This window comes from Nocardia sp. NBC_01377 (assembly GCF_045040005.1).
GTDB classification, from domain to species: domain Bacteria; phylum Actinomycetota; class Actinomycetes; order Mycobacteriales; family Mycobacteriaceae; genus Nocardia; species Nocardia noduli.
This window is the reverse complement of sequence record NZ_CP109566.1, coordinates 428106-449507: the sequence shown is the minus strand read 5'-3', so window position 1 is coordinate 449507 and position 21402 is coordinate 428106. Positions and strand designations below refer to the sequence as shown.

18 protein-coding genes and 1 pseudogene are annotated in these 21402 nt (G+C 69.1%); 3 read left to right on the top strand and 16 right to left on the bottom strand.

Annotated features, from left to right (window positions below; genetic code table 11):
• Nucleotides 1–10 precede the first annotated feature (10 nt).
• The 16 genes and pseudogenes from holA to OG225_RS01905 all read right to left on the bottom strand — a co-directional run bounded on the left by holA (nt 11) and on the right by OG225_RS01905 (nt 17603).
• Nucleotides 11–982 (bottom strand): DNA polymerase III subunit delta, encoded by a 972-nt coding sequence (holA, locus tag OG225_RS01980; RefSeq protein ID WP_405183162.1) that lies wholly within the window; start codon nt 980–982, stop codon nt 11–13.
• 450 nt (nt 983–1432) lie between these two features.
• A pseudogene (locus tag OG225_RS01975) lies at nt 1433–3784 on the bottom strand (ComEC/Rec2 family competence protein); the annotation flags it as partial.
• A 578-nt stretch (nt 3785–4362) separates the two neighbouring features.
• A complete protein-coding gene (locus tag OG225_RS01970) occupies nt 4363–5358 on the bottom strand; it encodes a ComEA family DNA-binding protein (RefSeq protein ID WP_405180154.1) in 996 nt (331 codons plus the stop codon).
• 733 nt (nt 5359–6091) lie between these two features.
• The gene (lexA, locus tag OG225_RS01965; protein ID WP_405180153.1) at nt 6092–6745 is read right to left on the bottom strand and encodes a transcriptional repressor LexA; all 654 of its coding nucleotides are present in this window, start codon (nt 6743–6745) and stop codon (nt 6092–6094) included.
• 59 nt (nt 6746–6804) lie between these two features.
• On the bottom strand, nt 6805–7293 hold the full coding sequence (locus tag OG225_RS01960) for a GNAT family N-acetyltransferase (RefSeq protein WP_405180152.1): 489 nt from the start codon (nt 7291–7293) through the stop codon (nt 6805–6807).
• A 67-nt stretch (nt 7294–7360) separates the two neighbouring features.
• Nucleotides 7361–8203 carry a DegV family protein gene (locus OG225_RS01955; protein WP_405180151.1) on the bottom strand — a complete coding sequence of 281 codons (843 nt, stop codon included), beginning with the start codon at nt 8201–8203 and terminating at the stop codon, nt 7361–7363.
• A gap of 3 nt (nt 8204–8206) precedes the next feature.
• Complete coding sequence (octT, locus tag OG225_RS01950) at nt 8207–8902, bottom strand: diglucosylglycerate octanoyltransferase (protein ID WP_405183161.1); 696 nt, start codon at nt 8900–8902, stop codon at nt 8207–8209.
• Between the two features lie 847 nt (nt 8903–9749).
• The gene (locus OG225_RS01945) at nt 9750–10409 is read right to left on the bottom strand and encodes a histidine phosphatase family protein (RefSeq protein WP_216913758.1); all 660 of its coding nucleotides are present in this window, start codon (nt 10407–10409) and stop codon (nt 9750–9752) included.
• Between the two features lie 49 nt (nt 10410–10458).
• On the bottom strand, nt 10459–10956 hold the full coding sequence (gene rsfS, locus OG225_RS01940; protein WP_405180150.1) for a ribosome silencing factor: 498 nt from the start codon (nt 10954–10956) through the stop codon (nt 10459–10461).
• Between the two features lie 4 nt (nt 10957–10960).
• Nucleotides 10961–11599, bottom strand: a complete 639-nt coding sequence (gene nadD, locus OG225_RS01935) for a nicotinate-nucleotide adenylyltransferase (RefSeq protein WP_254190275.1) — start codon at nt 11597–11599, stop codon at nt 10961–10963.
• A gap of 59 nt (nt 11600–11658) precedes the next feature.
• Entirely contained in the window at nt 11659–12375 is a 717-nt protein-coding gene (locus OG225_RS01930) for an RsiV family protein (RefSeq protein WP_405180149.1), read from the bottom strand.
• Between the two features lie 105 nt (nt 12376–12480).
• Nucleotides 12481–13413, bottom strand: coding sequence for a hypothetical protein (locus OG225_RS01925; RefSeq protein WP_405180148.1), 933 nt, complete (start codon nt 13411–13413; stop codon nt 12481–12483).
• Nucleotides 13414–13567: 154 nt separating this feature from the next.
• On the bottom strand, nt 13568–13903 hold the full coding sequence (locus tag OG225_RS01920) for an MmcQ/YjbR family DNA-binding protein (RefSeq protein ID WP_405180147.1): 336 nt from the start codon (nt 13901–13903) through the stop codon (nt 13568–13570).
• An 11-nt stretch (nt 13904–13914) separates the two neighbouring features.
• Nucleotides 13915–15342 (bottom strand): vWA domain-containing protein, encoded by a 1428-nt coding sequence (locus OG225_RS01915; protein WP_405180146.1) that lies wholly within the window; start codon nt 15340–15342, stop codon nt 13915–13917.
• 3 nt (nt 15343–15345) lie between these two features.
• Nucleotides 15346–16230 carry an AAA family ATPase gene (locus OG225_RS01910; protein WP_405180145.1) on the bottom strand — a complete coding sequence of 295 codons (885 nt, stop codon included), beginning with the start codon at nt 16228–16230 and terminating at the stop codon, nt 15346–15348.
• Between the two features lie 107 nt (nt 16231–16337).
• Nucleotides 16338–17603: a glutamate-5-semialdehyde dehydrogenase gene (locus OG225_RS01905; RefSeq protein WP_216913746.1), complete on the bottom strand. Its 1266-nt coding sequence runs from the start codon at nt 17601–17603 to the stop codon at nt 16338–16340.
• A 118-nt stretch (nt 17604–17721) separates the two neighbouring features.
• Here OG225_RS01905 and OG225_RS01900 point away from each other — a divergent pair, with 118 nt between their 5' ends.
• The 3 genes from OG225_RS01900 (at nt 17722) to OG225_RS01890 (ending at nt 21402) form a co-directional block, all read left to right on the top strand.
• Nucleotides 17722–18618, top strand: coding sequence for a ribokinase (locus OG225_RS01900; protein ID WP_405180144.1), 897 nt, complete (start codon nt 17722–17724; stop codon nt 18616–18618).
• Nucleotides 18619–18763: 145 nt separating this feature from the next.
• Nucleotides 18764–19963 (top strand): aminotransferase class I/II-fold pyridoxal phosphate-dependent enzyme, encoded by a 1200-nt coding sequence (locus tag OG225_RS01895; RefSeq protein ID WP_405180143.1) that lies wholly within the window; start codon nt 18764–18766, stop codon nt 19961–19963.
• An 80-nt stretch (nt 19964–20043) separates the two neighbouring features.
• Nucleotides 20044–21402, top strand: a complete 1359-nt coding sequence (locus OG225_RS01890) for a glutamine synthetase (protein WP_405180142.1) — start codon at nt 20044–20046, stop codon at nt 21400–21402.

The following is a 21402-nucleotide window of genomic DNA, read 5'->3' as shown; positions in this document are numbered from 1 at the left end:
CGAGCCCGGATCAGCTCGCCCCGCGCAGTTCGAGAATTCTGGCCAGGGCCGACTCCACGGCATAGCTCGCATCGGCGGCGCCACCTTTGACGTCGGCGTTCAATGTCGCGACCACCTGGAGGGCGGCGCCGATGGTGGCCGGTGTCCAGCCGCGGGCCTGGGCTTGGGCTTTCTTCACCTTCCACGGGGGCATGCCGAGTTGCTGTGCGAGAGCGAACGGGTCGCCGCGGCCGGCCGATCCGACCCTCGCGATGGTGTGCACCGAATCGGCGAGCGCGTCCGCGAGCAGCACATGCGCGACACCTCGGTCGTTGGCCCACCGCAGGGCTTCCATCGCGGCGGACCGCTCCCCCGCGACCGCGAGTTCGGCGACGTCGAATCCGGAGACCTCGGCTTTGCCCGAGTAGTACCGCCGCACGGCCGCGATGTCGACCTTGCCCCCGGTATCCGAGGCCAGCTGGGAACAGGCGGCCGCCAATTCACGTAGTTCCGAACCGACCGATTCCAGTATCACCTGCACCACGTCGCCGGACGCCCGCACGCCCGCCGCGCGGAATTCCGCGCGCACGAACTCGGTGCGCTCGGCGGCTTTGGTGAGTTTCGCGCAATCGTGGGTCATCGCGCCTGCCTTCTGCAACGCGGGCGCCATCGCCTTGGCGCGCCCGCCCCCGGAATGCACGACGACCAGGACCACACCGTCCGGCGGATCCGATGCCGCCGCGGTGATGACCGCGACCGCGTCCTTCCCCGCCTCGGCCGCCGATTCCAGCACGATCACGCGGTCCTCGGCGAACAGCGACGGGCTCAGCAGTTCGGCCAGCTCCGCGGAATTCGCGTCACCGGCGCGTAGCCGGTCGACCGGCACCGCGTCACCGTCCGGCGCCACCGCCCGGACCTGCGCGACAATTCCCGCGATCGCGCGTTCGATCAACAGTTCTTCATCACCGAGCACCAGTTGGACCGCCGAGGGACGTTCGCTCACGGCAGCGATCCTACGGTCTTGTACCGACAGTTCCCCGACCCGACTCGTTCCGTGTCCCTTCCGGCTCGAGCTCGGCGGGTGACCACGGCCTACCGATTGCCGACACATAGCCGACCTGCGGCGCGGGCAACCCGATCGGCGGGAGATCACCGCATTATGGGCTTTGCGGCGAGGGAATCGGGCACCGCCGCGCGCGCTGACGCCGGAATCGACTACTCGGCCGCAGGGCCGCCTCGGTGCTTTCGGTCGATTGTTCGGCGAGCCGACAGCACGACGAACACCCGGCCCGCCCGGTCGGCGGGAAGTCACGACCTGCGGGCCAGTGGCCGATCCGACGACAAGGATGTCGCCGTCACGGTCGGTTCGGGACACGATGGCACCGAGGTTCCGGAGTTCGGCGAGGATCTGCGGATGCGGATGGCCGAAGGTATTTCCGGTCCCCGCCGAGACGACGGCCAGTCGCGGGCGGACCGCCGCGAGAAATGCCGCGGTGGTGGTGCGCGATCCGTGGTGCGGGACCTTGAGGATATCGGCCCGCAACGCGTCGGCGTCACGCCTGAGCAGCCGTTGCTGCGCCGTGTCCTCGATATCGCCGGTCAGCAGAATTCGGCCGGCCGGTGTGGTCGCGGCGATGACGAGAGACCGGTTGTTGGCGTCGTCCGCGCCCAGTGCCCGCGGTCGCGCCGAGGTGGCGGAGGCCAGCACATCCAGGCGTAGGTCACCGAATTCCAGCAGGTGGCCCGCCGAGAGTTCGAGGACGGTGATCGATTCGCGTGTCGCGATCGCACGCACGTCGGCCGCGTTCCCGACGACACCGCGCGTATCGGTGCCCGTTGCCGAGCCGTCGCCCGGCGACGCGGTGGACCGTGCGACGGAATCCGCTGCCTGCCCGTTCAATTCGTGCGGGGCCACCGCGATGGCCGCGACCGAGCGGCCGTGCAGGGCTCCGTTGAGGCCCGCGATGTGGTCGGCGTGCGGGTGGGTGAGGACGAGCAAGACGATGTGCTCGATTCGTAGGCGGTCCAGGCACGCGTCCACCGTGCGCGGATCGGGGCCGACGTCGATCACTATCGCCGTGTGGTCACCGAGAGATAGTGCGAGCGCGTCCCCCTGTCCCACATCACAGGCTGCCAGGACCCAGTCACGCGGCGGCCAGCCCGGATGCCAGGTGCGAATCGGGACGAGGACCACCGCGCCGCCGAGGACAGCGGCGCCGATGAGTTTTCGTATTCTCGCCGAACGCAATCCGCATACCAGGGCGATGACGATCGCGGCGGTGAGGAAACCGCCGACGGAACCGCCCGGCACCTCGACGGTGGCCCCGGGAAACGCGGCCGCGTGTTCGGCGACCGTGAGCATCCACCACAGGGCGGGCCCGGCGAGGCGCAGGACGATCTCGGCCACCGGCGGCCAGACCGGCGCTGTCACGGCGCCGAGCGCGCCGATCACCGTGACCGGCGCGACCGCCGGTGCCACAAGGATATTCGCGGCGACCGCGACGAGACTCAGCTGTCCGGACAGCGCGACGGTGATCGGCATGGTGACCACGAATGCTCCCGCCGAGACCGCGACGATCTCCGCGGGCAGCCGCCACCAGCCACGCGCGCACAGCCAATCCGCCCACCCCGGGGCCAACAGGATCAGCGCCCCCGTCGCGAGCACCGACAGCGCGAACCCGGCGCTCACCGCGAGTTCCGGCCACAGGGCCAGCAGTCCGATGACCGCCGCGCACAGGGCGGGCAGCGCTTGCTTCCTGCGCCCGGTGACCAAGGCCAGCACGGTGATCGCGCCCATCGCCCCGGCGCGCAGCACGCTCGGATCGGGGCGGGCGATCACGACGAACATCAGCAGTGTCAGCGCCGCGAACGCCGCCGTCGTGCGTGGACCGGCGGTCAGCAGTCCGACCACGAAGAGGACCACCGTGAGCACGATCGTGAAGTTCGCGCCGCTCACCACCGTCAGATGCTGCATACCCGCGAACCGGAAATCCTCGCGCACCGATTCGTGCAGTGCCGACGTATCACCGACGACCAGCGCGGGCAGTAGTCCCGCCGAGTCCGCGGGCAATGCCTCCCCGGCCGCGTCGACCAGATCCGCACGCGCGTGAACCGCCGCCCGCTGCCACCACGGCAGAGCGCCGACCGTGCGCGGCGCGCCTGTCGCGTGCAGGGTCACCACGGTCAGGTCACGATGGCGTGGCTCCTCCACACGTGCCCGGAACTCGATCCGCTGCCCGGGCAGCACCCGCTTCCAATCGTCTCCCCCGCCCAGGATCACCACCGAACCACCCGCCCGATACGCCACCTCCCCTCGCCGGAACTCCTCCAGGTCCGCCCGCACCACCCAGCGCCTTTCACCACCGAACGAGCTGCCGCGCACCGCCTTCGGATCATCGGTTGGCGTCACCACCACCAGCACCGAACCGCCCACCGCCGCCCGCAACGGATGCACCTGCACCCGGTGCTCACGCCATGCTGCCGCCACCGCGAACCCAGTCCCGAGAACCACCGCCGCCAACAGCACCACCGCGATCGAGCGCCGCCGATCCACATCCGTCCACAGTGCCCGTCCCCTCGACCACAACGTCTCGTCCGTTCGCCCTCTCGACCGAGGGCCACTGTCGATCCGACCTGCCGGGTGACCGCCACCTACCCCCGCGGTGCCGGGACGATCCCGACCCCGGGTCGCCGAACGTCCCTCTCCCGGCCCAGCGATTCCGGGCCGATCCGATGGATGCTCACCGACCACCTCGGGACCTGCTCTCCGGTCCACCGAGCGACCTCCGACGGCCTCGGGACGCATACCTCGTCCCATCGAGTACTCTCCGCTTACTCCAGCAGCATTGCCCGGCCGATCCCCCGAGCGAGCATCGACCACCTGGGGATCTGAACCCCGGCCCGCCGAACGATCACTGCCTGCCGCTCCGTCAGTTCCGGGCCGGTCCGCCGAGTGATCCACTCCCGTCCGCGGTTCGATGACCCCTTCGTCGTAATGCCGAGCCGATCCAGCCAGGTGCCCCCTCGCCGGTGGTTCGGACGGCGCGCGGCGATCCGCGACCGGAACCAACTCACGGCCCGCTACCACCACGACGAGGAGGCCGATCGCGATGGTGACGGCCAGAACCCAGCCGCCGAGCAGTGCCGCGATGGTCGCTGCCCAGCAGCACACCGCGGCGGGGAGCAACCTGGCGTCCAGTGGGTCGGTCGGATCCGTATCTTCGTTGTCGGTGTTCGCGGCAGGCGATCCGAGGCCGCGGGTGCGGAGTCGGGCGGTAATCCAGGTACGCGTGCGGTGCCAGCGGGCTTTCGCCGTTGTCGCGCTGCGGTTTCGGGTGAGGTGGCCTCCTTCCTCGCCGCAGACTCCGATCGGGTCGGTCGGACTCATATCGTGACCAGGTCACGCAGGCGGGCGAGGCGGGTGGGGCCGATGCCGTCGATGTCGCCGAGTTGTTCGATATCGCTGAACCGGCCGTTGGTGGCGCGCCAGGCGATGATGGCGCGGGCGGTGACCGGGCCTACGCCTGGGAGTGCGTCGAGGTCCGTTTCGGTGGCGGTGTTGAGGTTCACACGGCCGGTGGTGCCCGTCGTGCCAGATTGGGGCTTCGGGACGTTCGTCGGCCGTCCACCGGCGTTGATGGTCGTGCTGCCCAGCTGGGGTTGCCCCGGGTCGGTCGACATCTGTCCGACCAGCACCTGGTCGCCGTCACCGAGGCGCTGGGCCAGGTTCAGCGTGGTCAGGTCCGCGCCCGGACGTGCGCCGCCCGCCGCGGCGATCGCGTCCGCGACCCGTGAGCCCGCGGGCAGGCGGATCAGGCCCGCGGTCTGGACGAGTCCCACCACGCTGACGACCAATTCGCCCGTCGCCGGATCGGAGCCGGGTGCGATGACGGCGTCCGACCCCGTCGCACTCGCGGGCGCGGTGGGACTCGGCGGTGGCGTTCCGCCTGCCGCGACGGCGGTCGTGGTCGCGCGCAGCGCCGGAACCGGTGGCACGGCCTGTGCGACCGGACGGTCCCTGATCACCACGACCGCCGCGATCACCACGGCGAACAAGCCGACCAATGCCAGGGTCACCACACCGCGACGGCCCGGGTCCGTCCTCGCGCCTCGAAAACGATCCGGCACCATCCGTTCCCACCGTCCCTTTCCCCGCTCGGGTTCGTCCAGCCAATGGGGTGCGCGCACCGATTCCAGACCTTCATCCGCCGCTGTGAGGTGGTCACCGACCGGGGCGAGCAGTCCCTGCTCCGTGGCGGAAACCCATGCGCTCGAGGATGTTTCCTCCGGTGCGAAATCGCCGAACACACGGCTCGGGCGGCTCCCGGACAGTCGAGCGCCGTCGACCGCGAGACCGGCTTCCGGCTCGCCCGACTCCACACCTTCTCGCGGAACCCCTCCGCCTTCGGCGCTGTCGGCACCTGAACCGACAACAGCCCGTGCACCAACCGGTGCCCCGGCCCGGCGAGCAATACCCGCGACTTCGGCAAGATCGAATGCATCGCGGACGCGGCCATGCCTATCAAGTCCGGTGATCGACAGCGGAACGTCGACGGCTTCGGCGATATCCGCCTCGCCGCGGACTGAGCCCCCCGGTGCGCCCATGTCCGCTTCGCCCGCCGGGTCGTCCTGAGCTGAGCATCGTGCCCGCCGGTTGTTCGATCCGTCGTCCCACGGCACGCCGAAATCGGCGGTGGCGGCGGGCGGCGCTGTGGCATTCGCGCTGGATGAAGCGGGTAACCGGTCGAGATCCCAGTTACCCGAACTCGATTCGGACCGGCCGGGGTCGGACGCGCGCCGACGAGACGCGTCCTCCGGAGATCTCCGATCGGGGAGTTCGGTCCACTTCGTGAATTCGCTTACGGCCGAATCACTCCGGGAAACCCCGGGGCGCGGTGAACCACCACCCCCGATCGCGGGGGTCGGTAGTCCGACAGCGGTGGTTCGGCCCGCTCCGACGCGGGCGGTGAGTGCGCCCAGTCGGCGGCGGATGCGCTCGCGCTCGTCATGTCGTGGCATAGGGCGAACGTAGGCGCGCGGGAATCCGGATCGTGGTCGCCGACCTGGGCTTCAGGAAAGTCTGTGGACAACTTTCGAGCTGTGGAGAACCCGGTCAGACGCGCCGCATCACCGAGACGACCTTGCCGAGGACGACCGCGCGGTCACCGTCGATGACCTCGTAGGCGGGGTTGCGCGGTTCGAGGTAGACGTGACCGTTGCGCCGCCGATAGACCTTGACGGTGGCCTCGTCGTCGATCATGGCGGCGACGATCTCACCGGAATGCGCTTCGTGCTGTCTGCGCACGACCACGATGTCACCGTCGCAGATCGCGGCGTCGACCATGGAATCGCCGCGTACGCGCAGCCCGAAAACCGTGCCGCGGCCGACGAGTTCGCGGGGCAGCGTCAGGCTGTCGTCCGAGTGTTGCTCCGCCAGGATCGGCGTGCCCGCCGCGATATCGCCGAGAACGGGCACGGCCACCGTCGACTCGTCGGATTCCACGCGCGGCTCCCGCAGGAACGTGCGGACGTCGATCGGCCGCGACACGGTCGCACTGCGACGCAGAAAACCGCGCTCCTCCAGGCTTTTCAGATGTTTCGATACCGACGACGCGGAACGCAGCCCGACCGCGTCGCCGATCTCACGCGTGTTCGGCGCGTATCCGTACCGTCGCACCCAGTCGCGGATCGTCGCGAGGATGTGCTGCTGGCGCGGGGGGAGCGTCGAGGTGTCGAGATGCTCGAAGTCGTGGTCGTATCCGGTCACCCGCAAAGATTAGAGGGGCCCGGTCGCGCGGGCTTGCGCGCCACACCCGGAACGAACCCTCAGCGCAACCGCTTGGCAAAGCAGTTCGACCGCGGCAGCACCTCGTACGGCGGGAAGATGGGGATGCGCTGGTATCCGCTGCGCTCGTAGAAGCGCACGGCGGCGGGCTGGAGATGGCCGGTCTGCAGGATCAGTCGCGGCAGTTCGAGTTCGCGCGCGGCGTCCTCGGCGGCGGCGAGCAGCAGTGACGCCGCCCCCGATCCCCGGTGTTCGGGGCGGACGAACATCCGTTTGAGTTCGAGTTCGCCCGCGTTCCAGCGCACCGCCGCGTGCCCGGCCGGGCCGTCCGAGTAGACGACGAATGTCCGGTGCACCGTCGCCGGATCGACGGCGTTCGGCTTCGTCGGCAGGGTGCGCGCCAACGCGGCGTAGCGCGGGCCGACCTCGGCGGCCATCTCCTCGCGCAGGGTCACCGCGTCCGGGTGGTCCCACTCGACCGTGGACAGGGTCAGCGCGGGACGGATCGGCGGCGTCGCGGAACTCGTCATACGCGCGACGTTAAACCGTGCCGCCGCCCCGGACACCGGTTGCGCTCAGCGAGATTTCGGGCCCGCACTACGCGCATCCGCCCGGCACGACGACCACGCCGATCGCCCCCACGCCGAGATGCACCGCCAGGGCCGGTCCGAATTCGGCCACGATGAGTTCACCGATCCCCGGTGACAGGTCGCGCAACTGCCCGGAAATGGTTTCGGCCGCGTCGAGTGCGCCGAGGTGCTGCACCGCCACGGCCGCGCCCTCGGCTCCGGCCGCCTCCACCGCGGCCGCGACGAGTCGCGCGTACGCCTTGGATCTGGTGCGCACCTTCTCTCGCAGTTCCAGACGACCTTCCACGATCTGGAGCAGCGGCTTGGTCACCAGCTCACTGCCGAAGAAGGAGGCCGCGGTACTGAGACGACCACCGCGACGCAACTGCTCGGTGCGGTTGACCAGCACGAAGGTCCGCGCCCGCGTCGCCGCGGCGACCGCGGCCTCGAAGACGCTGTCGAGGACCGAACCCGCGCGGGCGCGACGGGCGGCGGCCAGCGTCGGTAATCCGGTGGCCAGCCCGGCTCCCAGGGAATCGACCAGCAGTACCTTGTCCGAGGCGTCCATATCGCGGACGGCCTGCCTGCCCGCCTCCCACGTCCCCGAGAGCTGACGGGAGATGTGCACGGCGACGACGCCGTCGCCGCCGCTGCGTTCCAACGCCCGCTCGTAGACCTCGCGCAACTCCCCCGGTGACGCGGCGGAAGTGGTGACGGAGTCGGCGGCGTAGTCGATATCGATCGGATCGATACCTTCACGCACGGTCCGGTCACCGACCAGGACGTGCAGCGGGACGACGGCGATGGCCAGCTCGTCGGTGAGTTCGGCAGGGAGACTGGCGGACGAATCGGTGACGACCACGACGGCCACGGACTACCGAACCTCCTGCAAGGTCTTCACCATCGCGTTGGCCACCGCGCTGTGCCCTGCCCAGCCCCAGTGGATGCCGTCCGGGTTCGCGTCACCGGAGAAGATGTTGTCGCGCACCGCTTCTCCGAGGTCGACCAACGGCACCGAGGTGCGTTCCGACCACGCCTGCAAAGCCTTCACCGCACGCGGGCGACCACGATGCACCCGCCCGTAGGCGTCGCAATTGTGTACCGAGGGCAGCACCGCCACGAACGGGAGTTCCGGTCGCAGCTGGGCCAACGCCTCGCGTGATTGATCCAGGTAGTCGACGCTGATCCGGGGCGGCAGCGCCACCGGCCTGCCGAGTTTGGCCAGTTTCGGTTGCAGCCAGTTGTAGGTGCCGCGCACCACCCGGCGCAGCCACGCGGGCCGCACGTAACGGATCAGTTCGCGCAGCGCGGTCGGCAGCGGGGAGGGCAGCGTGTCCATGCCGCCGACCGCGAAGACCACCGCGCCGGCTTTCGGCACGCTTGCCCAGATCCTCGGATCACCGATCAGTGCCCAGTACGCGTCACGGCAGGTCCAACCGATCCGTCCGACCAGTTCGACATCCCAATCCAACTCGGCCGCCACCAGATTCGGCCAGATCTTCGGATGGTCGGCGGGCAGTCCGCCTTTGGGGCCGAAATAGGCCAGGGAGTCGGCGACGACCAGCAGCACCGGTCGGGGGGCGGGCCCATCGGCGGACGCGGTCTGTTCGTTCTCGGCCGGGACGGCGGTCGCGGAATCGGCCGGGCTCGCCGACGCAGCGGAGACGCCGACCGAGGCGGCGGTATCGACGGACGGCTCCGCCGTGCTTGCCGCGACATCGGCGGATACCGGGACGGATTGCCCCGGCGCGCCCGGATCGACCGTGGCCGTGGCATCGTCGGCCGTGGCCGTCGCGCCGCCTTCCGGAAATGCGGGCGAGGCGTTCGCTTCGGCAGGTGCCGACGGCGCGGCAGTATCGGTCCCGCCCTCCGACGCATCCGACTCGGGGGACGACGACACGGCCGGAGCGATCGACTGCCCTGCCTCCGGTCCATCCACGACGGAGATCCCTACCGGTGCCGAATCCCCCTCCGACCCGAGATTCTCAGCAGCCGAGTCCTGCTCGGACACCGCGAGTTCCGCGTCCGCCGAGGCGACTTCGGGCGACGACACGGACTCGTCGGAGCTATCGGCCGTCGTATCGGACGCCCCCTCGGATCCCCGCGAGGACTCGTCGGCCGCTTCCACATCGGAATCCGAACCTCGTCCGGCATCCTCGGCCGCGACCGGCTTCGGCGCCACCGGACCACCGAACAGCGCGTCCGGAAGCTGCCGTTGCGCTTTGGCGGTGACCTGTTTGAACAGTTCGTCGGGGACCGACCTGATCGGCTCCTCGGAGCGTGACGAGGACGCCGACCGCTTCGGTTCCTCGGCCCGCGGCGTGGGCGCGGGGCCGAACAGTGCGTCGGGAAGTTGTCGTTCGGGCTTGGCCGTGGCCTGCCGGAACAGTTCGTCGGGCACCGACCGGATCGGCTCTTCAGAGGACATCGGGAGCTACCTTCGCCGCTGCGTTCCACACATCGAGACGCCACCCGGGCTGGTCGATACCTGGACCGTGGCTGCTCAATTGCACCCAGCTGGTGTTGGCGAGCCCTCCGAGGGCGGGCCAATTCTGCGGCGGCAGGTCGAGCAGCGCAGCCGTCAAGGCGGCGATCAGCCCACCGTGCGCAACCAGGATGATAGTCCGGCCCGGCCAATCCTGCCGCTCGGCGAACAATTCCCGCACCAGCGGCAACGCGCGCGCGCCGACTTCGAGTTTGCTCTCCCCGTTCGGCGGTCGATAGTGCGCGTCGAGCCGCCAGGCCACGCGCGCGCCGGGGTAGTCGGAATCGACCTCGAGGTGGGTCAGACCCTCCCAGTCACCGAGCGCCGTTTCGCGCAGCCTCGGGTCGAGCACGACCGGTATCTCGGCGTGCTCGGCCAGGGCGAGCGCGGTGTCGTGCGCTCGCTTCAGATCCGAGGCGATCAGGGCGATGGCATTGCGCGAAACCAGCTCGCGCGCGGCCTCTTTCGCCTGCCGTCGGCCGAGTTCGGTGAGTTCGGTGTCGATCTGCCCCTGCATCCGGTCGACCGCGTTCCATTCGGTCTGCCCGTGGCGCAACAGGATGAGCGTGCGCACGCTCGCGTACTTACTCACTGCTGTTCCTCCGTGATGAACGAGCTGGTCGATCTGTCGGCTCGCACACTCACTCCGCGCTGTCCTCCGTCGATCCGTCGACATTCACAGCCCCGTCGACATTCACAGCCCCGTCGACATTCACAGCCCCGTCGACATTCGCGGCTCCGTCGACATTCGCGGGCGCGTCGCCGTTGACTCGCGGATCGCCGAGGCCGTCCACCGGGACCACGGGGCAGTCCTTCCAGAGGCGCTCGAGCGCGTAGAAGTTGCGTTCGTCGTGGTGCTGGATGTGCACGACGACGTCGACGTAGTCGAGCAGCGCCCAGCGTCCCTCGCGGGTGCCCTCGCGGCGCACCGGCTTGTGCCCGGCCTCGCGCAACCGCTCCTCGACATTGTCGACGATGGCGTTGACCTGGCGTTCGTTCGGCGCGGACGCGATCACGAAACAATCGGTGATGACCAGTTGCTCGGAGACGTCGAGCACCACCACATCGGAGGCCAGCTTCTCGTCCGCCGCTCGCGCGGCGACCTGCGCGATTTCGACCGCCTCGACAGTTGCCGTCATACAGCTACACCTTCCGCTCTGCCGGCACGTACAGGTGCCGCTTCGATATGTACTGCACCACGCCGTCGGGGACGAGGTACCACACCGGCCGGTTCTCGGCGGCGCGGCGTCGGCATTCGCTCGACGAGATCGCCAACGCCGGGATCTCGATCATCGTCACCGCGTCGCCGGGAAGATCACGTAGATGTTCCCGCAGATGATCGGTGTTCAGCTCATACCCCGGTCGGCTCACCCCGACGAACTTGGCCAGTTCGAACAGTTCGGCCCAATCCTGCCACGTGAGGATGTTGGCCAGTGCGTCCGCTCCGGTGATGAAGTACAGCTCGGCGTCGGGATGCTGGGTGCGCATCTCCCGCAGGGTGTCGACGGTGTAGGTGACCTTGCCCCGGTCGACGTCGGCCCGGCTGACCGAGAAACGCGGGTTGGAGGCGGTCGCTATGACCGTCATCAGGTAGCGATCCTCGGCCGGACTGACCTGTTTGTCCGCCTTCTGCCACGGTTGACCGGTGGGGACGAAGATCACCTCGTCCAGGTCGAACCGATTGGCGACCTCGCTGGCGGCGACCAGGTGACCGTGGTGGATCGGGTCGAAGGTGCCGCCCATGACGCCCAGCTTGCGGCCGGACCGCCCTGTCTCTTGCATGAGTGTCGAGCTTAACCGGTGCCCCGGTCGGCGGCCGGGCCGCCGTCTTCCGGCCCGGCTCAGCCGCCGACGATCTCGCGCATGCCGGGCTTCAGGGCGGAATCGAGCTTCGACCAGGGGACGGTGATGACGATATCGCCCGCGGCGTGGCTGGAGATCTCGCCGAAATGGATTTCCATTCCGCCGGGGGTGGCCAGCCAGAGCCGGTAGCTGTACTCGTCGGCCTCGATACCGCTCTTGGAGTAGGAATCACCCGCCCGGGTCTTGGGCACCTCGATCGCGGCCTGGTCGGCCAGCAGGCTCAGGCCGTGGTCCACATCGGCGAACAGATCGTCCAGGGTGATCTCGTCGCCGGTGCGGGCATCGACGACGTAGCTCTCGTAGGCGTTGTTCGGGTGGGCCGCGCCTTCGCTGTAGGTGCTGATCACGAACAGTGAGCTGATGGCCCGGCTGCCGAGGTAGGTGACCTGGCCGCTGCCGGGCTTCAGGGTGAAGGTCTGCTCGACCTGGTCGATCCACTGTCGCGCCAGCCCGCGCATCGCGGTGTTGAACGCGTCCCGCGCGACCTCGGTCCCACCCGAGACCTGCGGCACGTCGAGTTCGTATCCGGGGCCGGTGAGTCGCAGTGTGGTGGCGCAATAGCCGCCCGGCGCGGTGGCCGTCGGCACGCCTGCGGGCGGTGCCGCGGCGGCACCGGATTCCAGCCCGGCCGCGCACGCGGTCATCGTCGCGGTCAGTACGGCCGCGACAGCGAGCGCGGCAGCCAATTTCTTCATGTCCGGACTCCGGATTCTCGATGTGCCGAGTCGGTCTCGGCGACAGGTCGAGAATGCGGCGCACCGCCAACGACTCCCTTACGAAAACCCAACGGTGCTGGTCGGTCAGTCGCGACCCGCTTCCATATCGGCGAGTTGACGGCGGGTGTTGGTGAGTTCGACCGCCACTTCGGGGGTCGGATCGAGTTCCTCGAGTTCGGCGAGGATCCCGTACATGGCGTTCAGGCCCGACCCGGAGTGCGTGGATTCGCCGCAGTGTCGCAGCCAGGCGGCCGCGCGCAGACAGCGGAAGCGGGGGCCGACGCGATCGAGCTCGCCCCAGAGTTCGGCGGCGTGCAGGTAGGCCGAATACGCCCGGTCGTCCTCGCCGCAGGTGTCCAGGGCCGAGGCCGCCGACCAGGCGAGTTCGGCACGGAATTCCGAACGCCCCGCGGCGTCGCGGACCAGGCGCGCGGCTTCGACGAATTGTTCCGCGGCCGCACGGTACCTGCCGAGCAGTTTCAGCGATTTGCCGTATTGCCCTCGCAGAACGGCCATTTCGATATCCGGATACGGCGCCGATCCCGCCGCGAGCGACCGCTCGAACTGTGCCGCGGCCTGTTCGTGCCTGCCCGCGCGGTGATAGGCGCGCGCGGCGACGAAACTCAGGTGCGACGCGTCGGCGGCGGAGATCCCCTCCCATCGCGCCGCCGCGCGCAACGCCACGTCGGCGAGTTCCCGTTCGCGTCCCGACTGCCCCGCGACCACCATCACCAGCTGTGATCCCAGCCTCGCCAGATGTTCGGCCGGAAGCGTCCCGTCGCCGATCAGCAACGCGCGGCGCAGATGCCGCTCCGCCGGGCCCGGATCGTCGAGCAGATGCGTGGCGGCGAGATCGGCGAGCGCCAGTGCGTCACATGATTCCTCGGCCGTCCCGGCGCCCCGCACGTCGGCGGAGTCACCCGGGCCTTCCCCGTCGGCAGCGCTCTCATCGGCAGCGGATTCACCGTGAGTGTGGTCTCCGGCAGCATTGCCCCCGGCAGCCGTTGTCTGCGCCATGGGTGGATCGTGGTGAGACCACCCAACGGTTTCCTTAACGAATGCTTATAGACCGAGCGTCGGACGACCTCGGTGCGTGACGGCCGGGCAGCCGAGGGGGGAAACGGCGCGGACCTCGTACTGTTATCGCCGCTCACCGCGCGAACGCAACGATTCACGGACGTTTGGATTTGGGGAGTTTGCGCACGATCGCCTCGTAGGACTGGTCGACGAGTTCGCGGATCTCGTCGTCGGGCACCTTCCCGGCCAGGGCGATCCGATTCCAGCCGTACCGGCCGATATAGGCCGAGGCCGTGACGTCGTCGGGATACACGAAGACCAGTTCGTCGGCCTCGGCTCGCGACGCGCCGCATTTGAGGCCGACCGAGTCGGTGCCGAGAAAGGCGAAGATCTTGTCGCCGACCTTCGCGACGACATCGCCTTCCCACGGCTCGTCCTTCCGGGCACCGGGTTTGCCCAGGCAGTACGTCAGCAGTTGTCTCTCGTGCACACCCGCCTCCTCTATACCGGCAGCAGCCGGGACACCACCTCTGTCAACTGTCTCGCCGAACGGCATTCGTGCATCTCGATGACCAGCCGGTACTTGTCGGCAGCCGAATCGCCCGAACCCCACTGGTTCACCGGTTCCGGATTGAGCCAGTGCGCGTGTTTGGCTATGTCGACCATGTCCTCTAGGACGAGCAGTTCCGGATCGCGGTAGTTGGTCCTGGCGTCGCCGAGGATCAGCAGCGCGGACCGACTGGTGACCGCCTCGGGGAATTCGGCGGCGAAACTGCGCAGCGCGCTGCCGTAATCGGAATGCCCGTCGTATCCGACGACCTCCGATTCGGTGAAGATCCTCGCCATCGCCTTGTCCAGCTGGGTGTGCGGATCGAAGAACCGGGTCACCTCGTCGGTGTTGTCGACGAAGGCGAAGATGCGCACCCGCGAGAACTGTTCACGCAGCGCGCTCACCAGCAGCAGGGTGAAATTGCTGAATCCGGCGACCGATCCCGAGACATCGCACAGCAGAACCAGTTCCGGACGTCCCGGACGCGGTTTGCGGTTGACCAGGTCGATCGGCACCCCGCCGGTCGACATCGATTTGCGCAGCGTCTTGCGCAGGTCGATCTCACCGCGCCGGGAATGCCTGCGCCGCACCGCGAGCCGGGAGGCCAGGATGCGGGCGAGCCGCTGACTGCTGCGGCGCAGTTCGATCAGTTCCCGTTCCGAGGCGCGCAGGAAATCGACGTCCTCGGCCTGGCGCGCGACACCGTATCCGGCGACCCGCTCGCGACCGATCCGTTCCGCCACGCGTCTGCGGGTCTCCGCCTCGACCTTAGTGCGGAAACCTTCGATCCGGCCGCGCGCGACGCGACGGGCGACCTCGGTGTCGAATTCACTGAGATCGGAGCCCGCGGCCAGCCCGGCCAGGATCTTGGCGAGCAGCGTCTGCGGCTGCACTTCCCGCAACGCCTGGTACGACGAGAAGGACGAGCCCCGCGAGGACTGGTACTGGCCGAGCTGGTCGACCAGCAGGGCGGCCATCTGATCGAGTTGCTGCTCCGCGTCGTCCATGGCGAGCAGTTCGGCGAGCATTTCGCGCAGTGCCGCGATATCGATGTCACCGCTGTTGGTGTGCGGCATCTCGATATCGTCGACGTCGGCGCTGCGCTCCCCGATCGCCACCGGGAACCACAGGTCGAACATGCCGTCGAAGGTCGCGCGGTGCGTGGTGCGGCGCAGCAGCGCGCAGGCCAAGCCCTCGCGCAGCACCTCGCGGTCCATGAGGTCGAGGACGGTCAGCACCCGGCCCGCGTCCACCGTCTCCGACGGTCCGACCGGGATACCCCGGGTCCGCAGCGCCTCCACGAATCCGACGAGATGACCGGGCAGCCCGTGCGGCGGCGCCTCCGCCGTGAGGGCCTCCAGGCCGGAACGGTCGACCATCGCTCAGGCCGGCTTCAGCTCGGCCAGCGCGCGCTGGTGGTCGCTGCGGTGCTTGAGGACGACGCCGAGGGTGGCGCGCACCGTGGTGTCGTCGAGATCGTGCAGGCCGAGGGCGAGCAGCGTCCGGCCCCAGTCGATGGATTCGGCGACCGAGGGCAGTTTCTTGAGCTGCATACCGCGCAGCACGTGCACGATCCGCACCAGCTGCGCCGAGACGGCCGCCGACAGCTCGGGCACCCGGCTCGCCAGGATGCGGCGTTCCAGTTCCTCGTCGGGGAAATCCAGGTGCAGGTACAGGCAGCGGCGCTTGAGCGCTTCGGACAACTCGCGGGTCGCGTTGGAGGTGAGCACGACGAACGGTCTACGGCTCGCGACGATGGTGCCCAGTTCGGGGACGGTGACCGCGAAATCGCTGAGCACCTCCAGCAGCAGACCCTCGATCTCGACGTCGGCCTTGTCGGTCTCGTCGATGAGCAGCACGGTGGGATCGTCACGGCGGATCGCGGTCAGCAGCGGCCGCGAGAGCAGGAACTCCTCGGTGAACACATCGGCTTTGGTCTCCTCCCAGTCGTTCTCGCTGGAAGCCTGGATGCGCAGGATCTGCTTGGCGTGGTTCCACTCGTAGAGCGCGCGCGCCTCGTCGACACCCTCGTAGCACTGCAACCGCACCAGTTCCGCGTTCGCGGTCTGGGCCACCGCGCGCGCCAGTTCCGTCTTGCCGACCCCGGCCGGTCCCTCGATCAGCAGCGGTTTACCGAGCCGGTCGGCGAGGAACACCGAGGTGGCGGTGCCCTTGTCGGCCAGGTAGCCGGTGCTCGCCAGCCGCTCGATCACATCGTCGACCGAGCTGAAGATCGGCTCCTGGGTCACGCTCTCCTGCGAAGCCACGTGCTGTCCTTCCGTTCAAAGCAAGCGGGAGGACCGACCTCCCGGTTTTCGGAGGCCGGAAACACCCGGAACCTCCGCCTCATCCGGCGGTCGCCGGATGGATCCGCTCATACCGGCCGGATCTGGCCGTCGCCCCACACGATCCACTTGGTCGAGGTCAGTTCCGGTAGCGCCATGGGGCCGCGGGCGTGCAGCTTCTGGGTCGAGATGCCGATCTCGGCGCCGAAGCCGAACTGCTCACCGTCGGTGAAGGCGGTGGAGGCGTTCACCATGACCGCGGCCGCGTCGACCCGGTTGGTGAACTCGCGCGCCGCGGCGAGTTCGCCGGTCACGATGGCCTCGGTATGCCCGGTCCCCCACCTGTTGATGTGCTCGACGGCGGCGTCGAGGTCAGCGACGACCCGAAGCGCGATATCGAGCGAGAGGTATTCCTCGCCCCAGTCCGCGTCGTCGGCGGGCACCAGTCCCGGCAGGTCACCGTGCACGGTGACGCCGTACCGTTCCAGCGCCTCGATCAGACGCGGCACCGCGACGGTGGCGATGGCGTCGTCGATCAGCACCGTCTCGGCGGCGTTGCAGACGCTGGGCCTGCGGGTCTTGGCGTTGATCAGGATCTGCTCGGCCATCTCGAGATCTGCCGCGGAGTGCACGTAGACGTGGCAGTTGCCGGTGCCGGTCTCGATGGTCGGCACCTGCGCGTCGCGCACGACGGCGTTGATCAGGCCCGCACCGCCGCGCGGGATGACCACGTCGACCAGGCCGCGGGCCTGGATCAGGTGGGTGACGCTGGAGCGATCCGCGCTGGGCAGCAGCTGCACCGCGTCGGCGGGGATGCCCTGCGCGGTCAGCGCCGCGCGCAACACCTCGACCAGCGCGGCATTGGAATGCGCGGCCGAGGAGGAGCCGCGAAGCAGGGCCGCGTTCCCGGATTTGAGGGCGAGACCGAAGGCGTCGACCGTGACGTTCGGTCTGGCCTCGTAGACCATGCCGATCACCCCGAGCGGCACCCTGACCTGTTTGATCTCGAGGCCGTTCGGCAGCGTCGAACCGCGCACCACGGTCCCGATCGGATCGGGCAGCGAGGCGACCTGACGCAGACCGGAGGCGATGCCGTCGACGCGGGCGCTGGTGAGGCGGAGCCGGTCCAGCAGTGACTCTTCGGTGCCCGCGGCCTGGGCGACGACGATATCCTCGGCGTTGGCGGCCAGGACGGTATCGGCCTCGGCCAGCAGGGCGTCGGCTGCCGCGTGCAGCGCGTCGTTCTTCTGCGCGGTGGTGAGCTGGGCGAGCACCCTGGACGCGACGCGAGCCTTTCGCGCGGCATCGTGCACCACCTCGCGGGTATCGAGCTCGGTCGTCGTTCCTGCCGTCATGGGTTACAGCCTACTGTTGCGGCCCGTCATCGATTCCACCGCTGCACCATCGACCGGGGTCCGGTCCGGTTCGTGTTCGGCGCCGCCGGACCACCGTCCGCGACTAGCGTCGGCGTTCATGACCACCGCAGACCGCGTGCCCGCGATTGCCGTGCTCGGCAGTATCAATATGGATCTGGTGACCACGACCGGCCGCGTGCCGGAGCCGGGCGAGACCGTCCTCGGGACCGGATTCGCCATGGTGCCGGGTGGTAAGGGCGCCAACCAGGCCATCGCGGCGCGACGGGCCGGTGCGACGGTGGAATTCCTCGGCGCGGTGGGCGAGGACGTCTTCGCCGCCGAACTTCGCTCGACGCTGACCGATTCCGGTGTCGGTGTCGAGCGGCTGCGGACCGTGCCGGGTCCGAGCGGGGTCGCCGCCATCGTGGTCGACGCGGACGGAGAGAACAGCATCATCGTGGTCGGCGGGGCGAACGCGGAGCTGACCGCACTCGACGCCGACGACCTCGCGGCGATCGAGAACGCCGATATCCTGCTGTGCCAGTTGGAGATTCCGATATCGACCGTCGCGGCGGCGGCCGCGCACGCGAAGGCGCACCGGACCACCGTCGTGCTCAATCCGTCGCCGGTGGCCGAACTGCCCGCCGAACTGTGGGCCCATATCGATGTGGCCGTGGTCAATTCGGGTGAAGCCGCGCGTCTGGCCCCCGTAGTGGGTTCGGTGCCGCATGTCGTCGTCACCCGCGGCGCGGACGGCGCCGAATACCGAGGACCCGACGGCGGCTCGCATTCGAGCGCGAGTCCGGTGGTCGATGTGGTCGATACCACGGGGGCGGGCGACAGTTTCACCGGCGCGCTCGCCGCCGCGTGGCATCGCGGACCGCGCGCGGCACTCGCCTTCGCGTGCGCGGCGGGTGCGCTGGCGACCACGCGACTAGGCGCCAGCGTCTCCATTCCCACCGCGGCCGCGATCGACGCCGCACTCGCCGGTCGACACCGATCGGGCGCGCGATAACCCTTTCGCGAATGCGGCACGCGGTGTCGAAATCGACGATATCCGCGATACTTCCGCGGAAGCGGCCGCACGAATCGGCCCGCGGTGGTTGAATCACACCGAATGTGTGCTCTCGGGTAGCTATATCCAGTGAAGGGAGTTCAGCGTGATTCCCACTGTCGCGGAGCAGGTGCAGTTTCGCGTCGATCGTTTCCAATACGGCCGGGTGGTCGGAGAATGGGGTGGTCGCCACATCGCACACGGCCGTCAGCCGGGGCCGGACGACATCCTGCTGAACAGAGCCGATTATCTCGCCATCGCCGACGACGTCCGAATCGCCGAGGCGATCCGCGAATCCACCGCGGCGCCACCGCGCGCGGACGCGCAACAGGCGCTGGAGTTGTCATTAGCTGAACATATGCGAGCACCCGCCGGTGTGCTGTGCCAATCGGGCTGGGAAGCGAATATCGGCCTGTTGCAGACAATCGCGACGCCGCGCACGCCGGTCTATATCGACAGCCTCGCGCATATGTCGCTGTGGCACGGCGCGAAAGCCGCTGGGGCGCCGCTGCATCCGTTCCGTCACAACTTCCCCGGCCATCTGCGCGAGGAGATCCGCACCTACGGGCCCGGCATCATCGCGGTGGACGCGATGTACAGCACCACGGGCAGCCGCAGTCCGCTGGCCCAGCTGTGCGATGTCGCCGAGCAGACCGGAAGCCTGCTGGTCGTGGACGAATCCCGCACCCTCGGCACCGACGGGCCACTCGGCGCGGGCGCGGTGGTGGCGCTCGGTCTCGCCGAACGGGTGCCGTTCCGCACCGCGAGCCTGGCGGCCGCCTTCGCGGGCCGCGCCGGATTCGTCTGCGTGAACGGCCTGGACTTCGTCGACTATTTCAAGATGGAGTCCTATCCCGCGGTGTTCTCGGCCGGGCTGCTTCCGCACGAGATCGCCGGTCTGGCCGCGGCGCTGGAGGTGGTGCGCACCGACGACTGGCGTCGTGAGCGATTGCGCCAGATCTCCACGCGCGTACGTGACGCGTTGCACGCCTTCGGATTCGATGTCGGCGGTGTCGGTTCGCATATCGTCGCGCTGCCGGGCGGCCCGGATCTGCGCGCCATCGCGATTCGCGACTTCCTCGAGGAGCGTGGCATATTCGGCGCGGTTCTCTGCCCGCCCGTCACCCCGCGCAATCGCACGCTGATCCGCTTGGCCATGCACGCCGATCTCACCGACGCCCAGGTCGACCGGATCATCCAGGTGTGCGGCGAGGCACGCGACACCTTCGGCCCGCTGCCCGCCGCGCCCAAACACGCGCGGGCGACCGGACCGGTCCCGGTGCAGGTCACCGAAGCGACCCGCTGACTGTTCGGATCGCTCGACTATCCGTGCCGCGCTGCGGAAATACCCGCCGACGCCGTCGGGGCCCCTTATCGTTGACGATCATGCCCACCATGCCGGAGCGCATACCCGCGGACGGTGATCCGACCGCGTCCGTCGAGAAGATCGATGCCGAAATGGTCGCCGTGTCCTTTGTCGACAACGCGGGCATCACCCGGGTCAAATCGGTGCCGATCGGGCGACTCGCCCGCGCCGCCCGATTCGGCATCGGGGTGTCTCCGTGCTTCGAGACCTTCGCCTTCGACGACCTGATGACGGTGGGCAGCTACCTCGGCGGTCCCGACGGCGATCTGCGCCTGATCCCGGATCTGGGCGCGCTCACCGAGATCGCCTGTCAACCGGGCTGGGCATGGGCGCCCGCCGAGAAATACACCCAGGACGGTACTCGTTTCGCCGCCTGTCAGCGCGGATTCGCGGCGCGTCAGGTCGAGGCGGCGCGGGCGGCGGGGCTGCGGCTGTCGATGGCGTTCGAGACCGAATGGGCGCTCGGCGTGGCCGACGAGGCCGGTTTCGTCCCCGCGTTCGACGGCCCCGCCTACGGAATGGTCCGGCTCGGCCGGGTCGGCGAGTACGCGCGCACGCTGGTCGCGACGGTCGAGCGGCAGGGTATGTCGGTCGAGCAGTTCCATCCGGAATACGCTCTGGCGCAAGTCGAATTGTCGATCGCGCCGAACGATCCGGTCGCCGCGGCGGACGACGCGGTACTGCTGCGCCACACCATCCGGCAGGTGAGCGCGGATTTCGGGTGGCGGGCGACATTGGCTCCCTCGATCGACCCCGACGGCGCGGGTTCCGGTGCGCACCTGCATTTCTCACTGCACTCCGAGGACGGCCCGTTGTTCGCGGGCGGGCCCGGCCCCTACGGTATGCACCCGACCGGCGCTGCCTTCCTGGCCGGGGTTCTGCGGGAGTTGCCCGCCCTCGTCGCGATCGGCGCGGGCAATCCGGCGAGTTTCCTGCGGCTGCGTCCCTCGCGCTGGGCGGGGATCTGGCACTGCTGGGGTCGTGAGGCGCGCGAGGCGGCATTGCGTTTCGTCACCGGTGTGCGCGGCACCGAGGATTGGGCGGCCAACGCCGAGGTCAAGTGTTTCGACGCGACCGGCAATCCGTATCTGATCGTCGGCTCGGTGATCGCGGCCGGACTCGCGGGCGTCGCCGAGGAATTGACACTGCCCGGCGAGGTCACCGGCGATCCCGCGACGTTCGGGCCCGAGAGCGAGGTCACCCGGCTGCCCGCCGACTCGGACGAGGCGGCGGGCAGACTCGCGGATTCGACGGTGCTCACCGCCGCGATGGGGCCGGAACTGCACGACGCGTTGCTCACCGTGCGACGCGCGGAGGCCGAACGCTATCGCGGCGCCACCCCGCGTGAACTCGTCGAGTTGACCCGCTGGCGGTTCTGA